11 protein-coding genes are annotated in these 13,606 nt (G+C 60.8%); 6 read left to right on the forward strand and 5 right to left on the reverse strand.

What is annotated here, in order from left to right; translation table 11 throughout:
- Positions 1–157 precede the first annotated feature (157 nt).
- The 4 genes from Q0M35_RS12445 to hmgA are packed head-to-tail and all read right to left on the reverse strand — an operon-like array spanning position 158 to position 4,396.
- Positions 158–1,108 (reverse strand): MBL fold metallo-hydrolase, encoded by a 951-nt coding sequence (locus Q0M35_RS12445; RefSeq protein ID WP_295315743.1) that lies wholly within the window; start codon positions 1,106–1,108, stop codon positions 158–160.
- Positions 1,109–1,140: 32 nt separating this feature from the next.
- Positions 1,141–2,400, reverse strand: a complete 1,260-nt coding sequence (gene fahA / locus Q0M35_RS12450; RefSeq protein WP_295315745.1) for a fumarylacetoacetase — start codon at positions 2,398–2,400, stop codon at positions 1,141–1,143.
- Positions 2,397–3,038, reverse strand: a complete 642-nt coding sequence (maiA, locus tag Q0M35_RS12455) for a maleylacetoacetate isomerase (protein ID WP_295315747.1) — start codon at positions 3,036–3,038, stop codon at positions 2,397–2,399. The genes fahA and maiA overlap by 4 nt, the downstream gene beginning before the upstream one ends.
- Entirely contained in the window at positions 3,035–4,396 is a 1,362-nt protein-coding gene (gene hmgA, locus Q0M35_RS12460) for a homogentisate 1,2-dioxygenase (protein ID WP_295315749.1), read from the reverse strand. The genes maiA and hmgA overlap by 4 nt, the downstream gene beginning before the upstream one ends.
- A 352-nt stretch (positions 4,397–4,748) precedes the next feature.
- Between hmgA and Q0M35_RS12465 the strand changes: the two genes are divergently transcribed.
- A complete protein-coding gene (locus tag Q0M35_RS12465) occupies positions 4,749–6,971 on the forward strand; it encodes an NADP-dependent isocitrate dehydrogenase (protein ID WP_295315751.1) in 2,223 nt (740 codons plus the stop codon).
- 76 nt (positions 6,972–7,047) lie between these two features.
- Here Q0M35_RS12465 and Q0M35_RS12470 read toward each other — a convergent pair whose 3' ends face one another.
- Positions 7,048–7,800 (reverse strand): helix-turn-helix transcriptional regulator, encoded by a 753-nt coding sequence (locus Q0M35_RS12470; protein ID WP_295315754.1) that lies wholly within the window; start codon positions 7,798–7,800, stop codon positions 7,048–7,050.
- 208 nt (positions 7,801–8,008) lie between these two features.
- On the opposite strand from Q0M35_RS12470, the gene Q0M35_RS12475 reads away from it, so the two are divergent.
- The 5 genes from Q0M35_RS12475 to Q0M35_RS12495 are packed head-to-tail and all read left to right on the forward strand — an operon-like array spanning position 8,009 to position 13,590.
- Positions 8,009–9,076, forward strand: a complete 1,068-nt coding sequence (locus Q0M35_RS12475; protein ID WP_295315766.1) for an ABC transporter ATP-binding protein — start codon at positions 8,009–8,011, stop codon at positions 9,074–9,076.
- Between the two features lie 4 nt (positions 9,077–9,080).
- Positions 9,081–9,992 carry an ABC transporter permease gene (locus Q0M35_RS12480; RefSeq protein ID WP_295315756.1) on the forward strand — a complete coding sequence of 304 codons (912 nt, stop codon included), beginning with the start codon at positions 9,081–9,083 and terminating at the stop codon, positions 9,990–9,992.
- On the forward strand, positions 9,985–10,791 hold the full coding sequence (locus tag Q0M35_RS12485; protein ID WP_295315759.1) for an ABC transporter permease: 807 nt from the start codon (positions 9,985–9,987) through the stop codon (positions 10,789–10,791). Before Q0M35_RS12480 ends, Q0M35_RS12485 begins: the two co-directional genes overlap by 8 nt.
- A gap of 32 nt (positions 10,792–10,823) precedes the next feature.
- Positions 10,824–11,849 carry an extracellular solute-binding protein gene (locus tag Q0M35_RS12490; protein WP_295315761.1) on the forward strand — a complete coding sequence of 342 codons (1,026 nt, stop codon included), beginning with the start codon at positions 10,824–10,826 and terminating at the stop codon, positions 11,847–11,849.
- A 55-nt stretch (positions 11,850–11,904) separates the two neighbouring features.
- Positions 11,905–13,590, forward strand: coding sequence for an amidohydrolase (locus Q0M35_RS12495; protein ID WP_295315764.1), 1,686 nt, complete (start codon positions 11,905–11,907; stop codon positions 13,588–13,590).
- Positions 13,591–13,606: the final 16 nt, after the last annotated feature.

Raw genomic sequence — 13,606 nt, forward strand, 5'->3', positions numbered from 1 at the left:
CGCGCCAGATCCAGCGCGGTTGCAAGGCCCACCGGCCCGGCACCCACAACCACGACCGGGTGGTGCTCCGGTTCTGCGGCGGGTCTGCGGCGTTTTTCGTAGGGATAAAGACGAAAGGCCGGATCCTGCGCATGATCTGTCTGTGCAGGATCCCGGCTCATCCCTGCAACTGCTCCCACATTTCCAGATCTCGTTTGTCGGTCCAGATACGGGGCGTATCCATGCCGCGCGCTTCATCGTAGGCGCGCGAGACGTTGAAGGGCAGGCAGTGCTCATAGATCGCATAATCCGAAAACTTCGGGTCACAGGCGGCGCGCACCGCGTCCCAGGCGTCTTTGAGACTGCCGCCCCTTGCAGCCACACGTGCGGCCGGCGCATAGGTGCTGTCCAGAAAATCGCGCGTGGATGCGATGGCGCGCGTCACAGCTTCCTGTCCGATGAGCGCACCGCCCCGACCAGGCGCGATGGCATCCACATCCCGTTCCGCAATCACATGGAGCGTACGGCCCCAGTCGCTGAAATGCCCGTCACCGCAATAGCAGGCAGAACGATCCTCAACGATGTCACCGGTGAACATGACGTTCTGATCCGGGACGAAAACGATTGCGTCCCCGGCCGTATGGGCGCGTCCGGGGTGGCTGATGTCGACGCGGCGGTTGCCGAGATACACCGTCATCGAGCGGCTGAAAGTGGTGGTGGGCCAGGTCAGGCCGGGGATGCTTTCATGGCCTTCGAAAAGGCGGGGGAAGCGCTGAAACTCGCTGTCCCAGTCTTCCTGGCCGCGTTCTGCCACCATCGCGCGCGCAGTATCGGACATGATGATCTGATCCGCCCCGTAGGCCGAGGCGCCTAGGACGCGGACCGCATGATAATGGGTCAGCACGAGGTGAGTGATCGGCTTGTCGGTTACCGAACGAACCCTTTCGATGACCTTACCGGCCAGAAGCGGTGTCGCCTGGGCCTCTATGATCATGACGCTATCATCCCCGATGATCACGCCGGAATTGGGATCGCCCTCGGCGGTAAAAGCCCAGAGCCCCTCGCCGATCTCGTCAAAAGTTATCTTTTTTTCCGTCATATCCCCCTGCGAGGCGAAGGCTTTGGCCATATCAGTCTCCTTTCCCGCCGTCAGGGCGTGTCTTATGTTTCGTCCCGGGCATACGGGTCATTTACCGCCGGCAGCACGCGGCCGGTGCAGCTGCCGAACCCCACGAGGTATCCGTCACCTGTCGCCGCGCCCCGCAGGGTCAGCCGGTCGCCGTCTTCGATAAAGCTCCGCGGCTCACCGGTATCGAGCGTCAGGGGTTCTTTTCCACCCCAGCTGAGCTCAAGCAGAGAGCCGCGGTTTTTCTTCTGCGGCCCCGAAATTGTGCCGGAGCCCAGCAGATCACCGGTGCGCATCGGACAGCCGCAGGTCGTGTGGTGCGCAAGCTGCTGGGCGGCGGAGTAATACATCTCATTATAATTTGTGCGGGTGATGATCGTTTCGGCTTTGCCCGCGGGTGCCAGGGCTGCTTCCAGACCGATATCAAAGAGCATAGGCCCCGCGTCGCACAAGTGATCGGGGAGCGGCACCACACGCGCCGGCGTGTCGCAGCGGAACGGCCTGAGGGCTTCGCTCATCACAATCCACGGGCTGATCGAGGTGGCGGTCGCCTTTGCCTGGAAAGGTCCCAGCGGCTGATATTCCCAGGCCTGAATGTCGCGCGCCGACCAGTCGTTGAGCAGCACGTAGCCAAAAATGGCCGCATCCGCCTCTGTGACGCTCAGCGGGTGGTCACTGGCAACACCGACCACAGCACCAAGCTCCAGTTCGATGTCAAAGCGGGCGGAAGGAGCAAAGCGCGGCGCGCTGTCATCGGGGCCCTTCACCTGACCCCAGGGGCGGCGCACATCCGTGCCCGACACGACGACGGAAGACGCCCGTCCGTTATAGCCTATTGGCATATGCAGCCAGTTGGGAGGGAGCGCGTTATCCACCCCGCGGAACATGGTTCCGACGTTGGTCGCATGATGGCGGCTGGCGTAAAAATCGGTGTATTCCGCGACGCGGAACGGCATGTGCAGCACGACGCCTTCCTGCGGGCGGAGAAACGGGCGCACTGCTGCCTCCTGCGGGCTGCCTTCAGCCAGAAGGCCGGTAACATCATGGCGCAGCCTGCTCCAGGCGTCCGGGCCCAGCGCCATAAATTCCGTCCACTCTCCGGTCTGCAGCGTGCCACCAAACCGCAAAAGCCCCCGCGCCTCCAGCGCCTGCACATCGAGGATGCTGTCACCAATGGCCATCCCGCAGCGCGGCGGCTCTGCGTCTGAGAAAACGCCGCAGGGCAGATTGTTGAGCGGAAACTGCGTCTCAGGCGTATTGGCCGGCGCGAGAAAAGACCGGATCAGCCCGCTCATGGGGCGGGCTCAGCGTCGGGCTGGTTTTCGGGCAGCGCCGCCACGATCGCGGGCACCTGAAGGCAGGCGGCTTCGACGCGGCGCACCTTTGGCCAGGGCGCGAGATCCAGACCGAAACGATGCGCGTTGATTGTCTGGCCGGTCACACAGAGATCACAGACATCGGGCGCGGCACCAAACGAAAATTCTGTGTCCGGGTTCAGCTGCGCCTCGAGCGTTGTAAACCCGTCGCGCATCCAGTGGTGCATCCAGTCGCGGATCTGGTCCTCTGTTGCGCCAAAACGACTGCGCAGCTCTGCCAGCAGGCGCAGGTTGTTGGCCGGGTGGATATCGAGTGCGACAGTGTGAGCGGCACTCAGAACGCGTGCGCGCAACACAGGATCGGACGGCAATATCGGCGGCTCGGGCCAGGTGGCCTCTATATAGTCGAGAACAGCCATCGACTGGGTCAGGATACGCCCGTCTTCGAGGCCGAGCGCCGGCACGCCGCGCCCGGGACTGATTGCACCGAAAGTATCGCTCAGTTGTTCGTGCTTCATCAGATTGACGGAGAGAGTCTCAAAGGGCACGCCCTTGAGACCCAGTGCGGCACGTACCCGGAACGACGTGGTCGAGCGCCAGAAAGACCAGAGTTTCATTTTTTGCCCGGTGTCCCGTCGAATTTCTTGTCTATGCTCTCCCAGCAGTCGATGTAATCATCCTGAAGCGGGGCCTCCTTGCCGGCAAACTCCGTCAGATGCTGCGGGAAACGGGTCTCGAACATAAAAGACATGGTGTTGTCGAGTTTTACCGCCTGCAGATCTGCATTGGATGCGCCTTCAAAAGCATTCTTGTCCGGTCCGTGCGGCAGCATCATATTGTGCAGGCTGATCCCGCCCGGCACAAAGCCTTTGGGTTTGGCGTCATACTGGCCGTAAATGTTTCCCATCAGCTCGGACATGATGTTCTTGTGATACCAGGGCGGACGAAAAGTATCTTCGGCCACCATCCAGCGTTCGCGGAACAGCACAAAATCGATATTGGCGGTTCCGGGCTGGCCCGACGGCGCCGTGAGCACCGTAAAGATCGACGGGTCGGGGTGGTCGAAGAGTACAGCCCCGACCGGGCAATAGGTCGAAAGGTCGTATTTCACCGGGGTGTAATTGCCATGCCAGGCGACCACGTCGAGCGGCGACTGAGCGATCTGCGTCTCGTGAAACTGCCCGCACCATTTGATGGTCACCGTGGAGGGCACTTCGCGGTCTTCAAAGGCAGCGACCGGCGCTTTGAAATCGCGGCGGTTTGCCATGCAGTTGGCACCGATTGGCCCCCTGCCCGGAAGCTCGAACTTCTGGCCGTAGTTTTCGCAGACAAATCCGCGACAGGGGCCCTGGGCGACCTCCACGCGGTAAAGCAGCCCGCGCGGCAGAATGGCGATCTCGCCCGGCGCGATATCGAGAATGCCAAGCTCGGTGCAGAACCGCAGACGGCCCTCCTGAGGCACGACCAGCATTTCACTGTCGGCGGAGAAGAAATAAGAGTTCTTCATGCTTTGCGTCACGAGATAGATGTGACTGGCCATGCCCACCTGAGTGTTCACATCGCCGGCGGTCGTCATGGTGCGCATGCCGGTGATCCAGGTCAGCGGCTGGTCGCTGTGCGGCACCGGATCCCAGCGGTACTGGCCGAGGCTGGTTACACCATCCACCACATTCGGCGCGGTTTTCCAGTGCGGCACGTCGATGCGCGCATAGCGGTGCGAGTGTTTCACAGAGGGCCGGATCCGGTAGCACCAGGTACGTTCGTTCTGGTGGCCGGGCGCGGTGAAAGCGGTGCCGCTCAGCTGCTCGCCGTAAAGGCCGTAGTTGCATTTCTGCGGGCTGTTCATGCCCTGCGGCAGCGCGCCGGGCAGCGCCTCTGTCTCGAAATCATTGCCAAAACCGGGCATATATCCCGCATGCGGCCCGGGCAGCGACGGGGCCTGGGTAAGACCTGAAAAATCAGCCAGTGTGTTCATTGGATCCTCCCGTTCATCTGATGCCCTAACAGTTACTTTTGTAACTAACAACGCAAAGAATTGCGACCGCTGTTGCAGTCCGGCATCCTCACCGGTAACCGGCCGGCATCGCCGGCCCCTGCCCCCACTCAATGCCCGGACCTGACTGTCCGGCTGTAGCTGCCACCGCGATCAGACGCCCGCGGCGCGGCTCTGGCGGTGTCCCCGCGCATCTTCCGCTGCAACGCCGGTGGCACAGAACGGCCGGTCCCGGGCGATTTGCGGTAGCCCGACCGAAAATCACCGCTGCCCTGTGGACCCCGGTCAGGCAATTGTTTAATCCGGGGGCAGCATCAGGAAAGGCTCAGAGAACATGTCGGATCAAAACAACGCGGATATCATTTACACCAAAGTGGACGAAGCACCTGAACTGGCGTCAGCGTCTTTGCTTCCGGTCATCCGGACCTTTGCTGCCGCGGCAGGTGTCACCGTGGGCACACGGGATATTTCGCTGGCCGGACGCATTATCGCCGCCTTCCCCGAAGGCCTGACAGAGGCGCAGCGCCAGAGCGACGATCTGGCGATCCTGGGCAAGCTGGTGAAAACGCCCGGGGCCAATGTGATCAAACTGCCGAACATTTCGGCTTCCGTGCCACAGCTGACGGCAGCGGTGAAAGAACTTCAGTCGCAGGGCTATGACATCCCCGATTATCCTGAGACACCGCAGACAGATGCGGAAAAAGAGGCCCGCAAGCGCTATGACGCGATCAAGGGCTCGGCGGTGAACCCGGTGCTGCGCGAAGGCAACTCCGACCGTCGCGCCGCCGTGGCGGTCAAGAATTACGCGCAGTCCAACCCGCATTCCATGGGAACCTGGAGCGCTGACAGCAAGACCGTGGTTTCGACCATGTCGGGCGGCGATTTCCGCTCCAACGAGAAATCCGCGACGCTCACAGCAGATCAGGCCGGCCCGGTGCGCATCGAGCACGAAGCCGCAGACGGCACCGTGACCGTGCTGAAAGACGGCATTGAGTTTCCCGAGGGCTGCGTGGTGGACGCCACGTTCATGTCGGCGGCAGCACTCAGCGCCTTTCTCGAAGAGCAGATCGCCGAGACCAAAGAGGCCGGCACGCTGTTTTCCATTCACCTCAAAGCCACGATGATGAAAGTCTCCGACCCCATCATTTTCGGCCATGCGGTCAAAGCCTTTCTGAAGCCGGTTTTCGAGAAATACGGCGCAGAGCTTGAGGCGGCGGGGGTTAACCCCAACTCCGGCCTTGGCGCTTTGCTCGACACCGTGAAAGGCGCGCCAAAATCGGCCGAGATCCTCGCGGAGATCGACAGGGTTATGGAACAGCGCCCGCCGATGTATATGGTCAACTCCGACAAGGGCATCAGCAACCTGCACGTGCCCTCAGATGTGATCATCGACGCCTCGATCCCCGCGCTGATCCGCGCGGGCGGCAAGGGCTGGGGCCCGGACGGCAAAGAGGCGGATGCAAACTGTGTCATTCCTGACAGCTCTTATGCCGCAGTCTATGACGAAACCATCCGCTATTTCAAAGAGACAGGTGCACTTGATCCGTCGACTGCGGGCACCGTCCAGAACATCGGCCTGATGGCGCAGAAGGCAGAGGAATACGGCTCGCACCCTACGACCTTTGAGATACCTGCCGCAGGCACCGTGCGCATGGTCCTTGCGAATGGCGACGTACTGCATGAGCACGCGGTGGAGCCAGGCGACATCTGGCGCTCTGCCTCGACGCGCAAAGCGCCCATTGAAGACTGGGTGCAACTGGCAATCGACCGTCAGGCCGCAGAAGACTGCGAGGCGATCTTCTGGCTGGATGAGACCCGCGCGCATGACGCCGAGCTTATCCGCTATGTGCGTCCGATCCTCGAGGCCAAAGGCGTGGCCGGCAGGTTTCAGATCATGGCACCGCGTGAAGCCACCCGCGCCTCGCTCGAGACGGTGCGCAAGGGCGGTATCTCAGTGGCTGTCACCGGCAATGTGCTGCGCGATTATCTCACCGATCTCTTCCCGATCCTGGAGCTCGGCACTTCGGCCAAGATGCTGTCGATCGTAAAGCTGATGAACGGCGGCGGGCTGTTTGAGACAGGTGCCGGGGGCTCCGCGCCCAAGCACGTGCAGCAGCTGATGGAGGAAAATCATCTGCGCTGGGATTCGCTTGGTGAATTCTGTGCGCTTGGCGAGAGCCTCAAATTCCTCGCGGATGTGCGCAACAACCCAAAGGCGCGCGTGCTGGGCAAGGCCGTTGACGTGGCGACCCAGGGCATTCTGGATAACAACAAATCGCCCGGCCGCCGCGTGGGCCAGCCTGACAACCGCGACAGCCACTATTACTTTGCACTCTACTGGGCCGAGGCGCTCGCGGCACAGACAGAAGACGCTGATCTGGCCGCTCATTTCGCGCCGGTCGCACAGGCGCTGGCAGAAAACGAAGAGACAATCGTGTCGGATTTCGCAGCCGTTCAGGGACGGCCGGCTGATACCGGCGGATACTACCACACTGATCCGGAGAAAACCGAAAGCTTAATGCGCCCGTCGTCCACGCTGAACGGGATCATCGGCTGATCTTATCGGGGATCAGGACAGTCAAAGCCCGCGCAGCCTGGTCGGTAACGCGGGCTATTTTTGTGGCGCAGCGGCATCAGAAGAGATCGGTAAGCAGCGCGAAAAGCTCAGCCTGCGATGAAATCATGAGCTTGCGGTAGATGTTGCGCCTGTGGACTTTGGCGGTCTCACGCGAAATTCCCAGCGCGAGTGCCGCCGACAGGTTCGAATGCCCCTGCAGGATGAGCGCTGACACCTGCGCCTCGCGCGGGGTCAGAGAGGTCGCGCGGGTGGACCGCAAATGCGCGCGGATAAGCTCTTCGAGCGGGCGCGGCGCACGGATAACCGGCCGGGCCACCTGACCCGGCGCCCGCCAGGACACGTACTGACGCAGCAGCTCGGTGATCAGCGGGCTGAAATAGCGCAGACACTGCAGTTCGCGCCGACGGTATGTCCCTGAGCCATCCAGCCGGCTCATCGACAGATGTGCGACCGACCCGTCGGCGGTCCGGGCAAGAAAGCCGACCTCATCGCGGATCCGGGTCTGTTGATAATACTGCAAATAATACTCGCCGGCGAAAAACCGGTCTGGCGCGATATCGGCAAGGCGGAACATGCCATCCGTCTCCACCCTGTCACGGTGCCGGAAAAACGGGTCGAGCCGGTAGGCGCCGTCGAGATACTGATCGGGGTATTTGCGTCTGAGCGACGGGGCGGCAAGCCAGTTGTCATAAGCTTCGGGGCGGCCTTCGGGGCCAAAGCGAAGGATCAGGAATGTATCAAACTTCAGCCGCGCTCTGAGCAGATTGCGAAAATGCCCGAAAAACGACGAATCCGACGTATGGCCCATGACGGTTTGCAGGCGCGCGACGTCATTTGGTCTGAGTTTTTCCAGTATTTCTACCCCGGAATGATGCGGAATCAGGCAGCCTATACCCCTGTGGGGGTATTTTTCTGGTAAAACATCCACGCAATGATCACAAGCGGGTGGACGAATACGGATCCCGGTCCGAGTATCGATACCCAAACCCGGGGGGCTGACCTACGTGACACCTGCGATCAGTGCGCGCGATCTGCGCAAAGTTTATCCTGGCGACCCGCCTGTTGTGGCGCTCGACGGGGTAAGCATCGACATCAGAGATAATGAGTTCTTCACCCTGCTGGGGCCGTCGGGCTGCGGGAAGACAACGCTTTTGCGCATGATTGCAGGCTTTGAACACCCCACAGCCGGCACGCTTTCGATGCATGGTGAGAACCTTCTGGACAGCCCGCCGCACAAGCGCCCGGTGAATACCGTCTTTCAGAGCTATGCGCTTTTCCCGCATCTGACCGTGTCGCAGAACATCAGCTTTGGGCTCGAGATGCTGGGCAAACCGGCGGATGAGATCAAAGCGACCGTGGATGAGATGCTGGCGCTGGTTAAGATGGAGGCAATGGCCGACCGCCAGACAAGCCAGATTTCCGGTGGTCAGCAACAGCGCGTGGCCCTGGCCCGGGCACTGGCGCCCCGCCCCAGGGTGCTGCTCCTTGACGAGCCGCTGAGCGCGCTGGATTTCAAGCTGCGCAAGGAAATGCAGCTTGAGCTCAAACGGCTGCAGACCGAAACCGGCATTACCTTTATCTTTGTCACCCATGATCAGGAAGAAGCGCTGACCATGTCGGACCGCATTGCGGTGATGAACGCAGGCTCAGTGCGCCAGATCGGTCAGCCGCGCGATATTTATGACCACCCCGCCGAGCGGTTCGTGGCCGATTTCATCGGCGACACCAACTTTCTCGCCGGCGAAATCATCTCCACGGAAAACGGCCATGCTGAGGTGCGGCTCACCTCGGGCAAAACCGTGCCCGCGCCCGCGCCGGAAGAGACACAGAGCGGGCGCAAAATCACGCTTGCCGTGCGGCCCGAGCATGCGGGTATCAGTGCCGGTAATGACGGGTTGCTGAGCGGGGATCTGCGCGAGGTCGTCTATTTCGGCACGGATACGCATTTTCACGTCGCACTCGATGACGGAACGGCCTTTGTGGTGCGCCGCCAGAACCGGCCTGATGTGGCCTCTGATCTGCAGGCCGGCACCCGTGTCAGCGTGGATTTTCCGCCGCTGACGGGCCAGGTGCTGCGGGACTGATGCGATGAGCGATCTCTCCTCTTCGGCCGCTAAGCACGCAAGCCGCACCCGCTGGCTGCTTCTGACGCCGGCGCTGGTCATACTGGTCTTTGCCGCGAGCGGCCCGCTGCTCATCACGCTGGTCTATTCCTTTCTCACGGCTGGTGCCTACGGTGGCGTGGAATGGCAGTTTTCCTGGGATGCCTGGTTCAACGTGGTTTTCGAGCGTGATATCTTCGAGGATACGCTGGGATTTTCCGATGCTCATCTGAGCATCTTCTGGCGCTCGGTGAAACTCTCGCTGTTGACGACGCTCTTTTGCATATTCTTCGGCTTTCCAACGGCTTACTTCATCGCAACCCGTCCGAAAAAGCAGCGTGATCTGTGGATGCTGCTGATTATTATCCCGTTCTGGACCAACCTGCTGATCCGCACCTTTGCCGTGGTTGAGCTCATCCGCAACGAGGGAACGGTCAACACGGTGCTGATGGCTCTGGGCATTATCGATGAGCCGATACAGATGCTGTTCACCGAATTCGCTATCCTTGTTGGCATGGTCTATGTCTATCTGCCGCTGATGGTGCTGCCGCTTTATGCCTCAATGGAGCGGCTTGATTTCAGCCTTGTTGAAGCAGGCTATGACCTCTACGCGACGCGGCTGAAAGTGCTGCGCCGGGTGATCCTGCCGCTCGTGAAACCGGGGGTGATCGCGGGCTCGATCCTTGTGTTCGTGCCCTCGCTGGGGGCCTATGTGACGCCGCGCGTGATGGGCGGCGGCAACCAGCTGATGATCGGCAACCTCATTGAGCTGCAGTTTGGTCAGGGCCGTAACTGGCCACTCGGGGCGGCGCTTTCAATCACGCTGCTGGCCATCGTGATGATCGCGCTGATGGTTTACGTACGCACGGCTGGTGAGAACGAGGTGCGACATGGCTGAGGGCACCGGTTTCAGCATCCACCGCCAGCCCGGCTTTACCGCCATTGCGATGCTGTGCTTTGTGCTGCTTTATCTGCCGATCATTCTGCTGGTGATCTATTCCTTCAACGCCGGCAACTCGATCGCCATCTGGGAAGGTTTCAGCTGGCGCTGGTATCAGTCCGCCTGGGAAAACGAGCAGGTACAGGAAGCCACGGTGCGCAGCCTCATCATTGCTCTCTGGGCTTCGGTCATCTCCACCTCCGTCGCGGTGCTGGCAGCGCTCGCCACGACCCGCACGCGAAAATTCAAAGGCCAGTCAGCCGTTTTCGCGATGATCAACCAGCCGCTCATGGTGCCTGAAATTGTGACCGCCGTGGCGCTCCTGATCTTCTTTGCCATGATCAAGGTGGCCACCGGCTATACCGGGCTGATGTATCTTATCATCGCGCATGCCGCATTCTGCATTCCCTTTGCCTATCTGCCTATCCGGGCACGGCTGCAGGGTATGGACCTGTCGCTGGAACAGGCCGCAGCCGATCTTTATGCGACGCCTTTTCAGGTCTTCCGGCGCATCACCCTGCCGCAACTCTGGCCGGGCATTCTCGCAGGCGCTATGCTCGCCTTCGTGATCTCGCTCGATGATGTGGTCATCACGGAGTTTGTGAAATCCGCAGGCCAGGATACGCTGCCCACCTATATGCTCGGCCAGCTGCGCCGCGTGGTGACACCAGAGGTCAATGCCATATCCACGGCATTGCTGGCGATATCCGTGGCGATGGTCATCGCCTTTACCGTGCTGAGCAAAATGAAGAACTGAACGACACAACAAAAACCAACAGGAGTACAAAAATGAAAAAAGCACTCGTAACCACGGCCCTGACGCTGGGCCTTGTGACGCCCGCCCTCGCGGAGGGTGAGCTGAACATTTATAACTGGGGCAACTACACCAGCCCCGAGATGATCGAGAAGTTCGAGGCCGAGACCGGCATCAAAGTCACAATCACCGATTATGACAGCAACGACACCGCACTGGCCAAGATCAAGGCCGGCGGCCATGGCTTTGATATTGTTGTCCCCTCGGGCACCTACATTCCGATCTTCGTGGGCGAAGGCCTGTTGATGGAATCCAATCCCAATGAGATGGAGAACTTCAAACACATGGATCCGCAGTGGGTCGATGTGGATTTCGACCCGGGCCGCAAATACACGGTGCCATGGCAGTGGGGCACCGTTGGCGTGACCGTGAACACCTCGGTTTATGACGGCGATATCAACACAGCCGCAGTTGTCTTCGACCCGCCGGAAGAGCTCAAAGGCAAAATCAACGTGGTCCCTGAGATGAACGATGTGATGGGCATGGCGATCCACTATGTCGGCGGCGATCAGTGCACGGCTGACAAAGAGGTGCTCAAGCAGGTCCGTGATGTGCTGCAGGCTGCTAAACCCAACTGGCTGTCGATGGATTACGGCAATATCGAGAAATACGCCAAGGGTGACCTGGCTGCCGGTGTGAACTGGAACGGCGCGTCTTTCCGGGCCCGCAACCAGAACGAGGACATCGCTTTCGGCTACCCGCAGGAGGGTTTCCCGGTGTGGATGGACAATGCGGCAATTCTGTCGGACGCGCAGAACGTGGAAGAGGCCAAGACCTTCCTCAACTTCATCATGGCGCCTGAGAACGCGGCGATGCTTTCGTCTTTTGCGCGCTATGCCAACGGCATCAAAGGCTCCGAGGAGTTCATGCCCGATGACATGAAGACAGCGCCCGAAGTGGTGGTGCCTGACAATCTCAAAGCGGCGGCTTATGTGGCCAAGACCTGCCCGCCTGAGGCGACCAAGCTCTATACCGCGATCTGGACCGAGCTTCAGAAGTAAATCCTTTGCGGCTCCGCCCCCACGCGGGGCCGCACACCACCAGGAGACGTCACATATGACCAACGCCCCCGATATTGTGGTCCTCAACGGGGCCCTGATCACATTTGACGACGCAATGCCGGGCGCTGAGGCCCTGGCCATCGCCGGCAACAGGATCGCGGCCGTTGGCACGAGCGATGAGATCCGCGCTATGGCCGGCCCGGAAACCCGCGTGATCGACGCAAAGGGCGCAACCGTACTGCCCGGCTTTATCGACAGCCATGTGCATCTCTTCGGCGGCTCTTTCGAGCTGAGCTGTCTGAACCTTTACGGTGTGCACGGACGCGACGAGATGGCGGAGAAAATCCGCCCCTATGCCGCCGCAAACCCCGATCACAGGCTGGTGTTCTGCGTGATGGCGGACTACGCGATCCTCGGCACCGGCAAGAACCTCACGCGGCACGATCTTGATGTGATCATGCCAGACCGGCCACTGGCGATGTTTGCGCCGGATCACCACACCGTCTGGGCCAATACCGCCGCTCTTGAGGAAGCAGGGCTTTTGCAGGGCGGCGCGGTCGATGCCGGATCGGAGATCGTCATGGGCGGGGATGGCCTGGCCAGCGGCGAGTTGCTGGAACCGGGCGCTTACGGGCCGGTTCTGAAAATGACCAACCACGGCGGGCGCGAGATGGCGGGTCTCGTGACCGGGCGCGATCCTGTGCCGGCGCCCTCGGAGGCTGAGCGCGCCGCCGACAGGGATGTGATTGCCGCAGGTCTCAGGCACTGTGCCGAACAGGGAATCACCGGGCTGCACTGTATGGACGGCAACCGTTACCAGCTGGAACTGCTGAGCGATCTGGAGCGCGCAGGTCGCCTGCCCTGCCGTGTGGCCGTGCCCTTTCACCTCAAAGGCACCGACAAGGTGGAACGTCTCGCAGAAGAGGCGGTGTCCATGCATGCTGATTACACCGGCGAAAAGGTCTGGTGCAGCCATGTAAAGATGTTCATCGACGGTGTGGTCGAAAGCGGGACTGCACTGATGCTGCAGCCCTATCCCGGTCCGATGGGCGCGGATGGCAATGCGGGCGATGAGGTCTTTACCCAGGAGCATTTTGTAGCCGCCTGTGTCGAGGCCGACCGGCTCGGGTTTCAGATCGCCGTGCATGCCATCGGAGACGCGGGCGTGCGCCGCACGATAGATGCCTATGAAACAGCGCTGAAGACCAACGGCAAACGCGACAGCCGCCACCGCATCGAACACCTTGAGGTGATGCACACAGATGATATCCCGCGCCTTGCCGAACTGGATATCGTGGCTTCGATCCAGCCCGGTCATTCGCCCAAGGGACACATCTTTCCACCCACCGGTGTCAGCAAATATCTGCATGATCATCAGATCCCCGGCGCCTATGCCACGCAGGACATCCGCGCGGCGGGTGCGAGGGTGGTTTTTTCCACTGACTGGCCGGTGATGCCGGTAGATGTGATGCCGAACATAAAAGCTGCGATTGCACCGCTGGATATGGGCGAAAAGTGGTCCGATCAGACCCAGAGCCTCATGGATACGCTGGCAAGCTATACCCGCGACAATGCCTGGGTAGAGTTTCGCGAAGACCGCAAAGGGCGGCTCAGTCCCGGCATGCTGGCGGATGTGGTGGTGATGGATCACGATCTGACAGCCCTGGCTCCTGCGGATATCACCCGGGCCGCAGCACAGGTTACAATCTGTGATGGCGAGATCACCTGGCAGCGTGGCTGAACCGGGCGCAGTTAAG

The sequence above is a fragment of the Roseobacter sp. genome (assembly GCF_024639605.1).
In the GTDB taxonomy this organism is placed as follows: domain Bacteria; phylum Pseudomonadota; class Alphaproteobacteria; order Rhodobacterales; family Rhodobacteraceae; genus Roseobacter.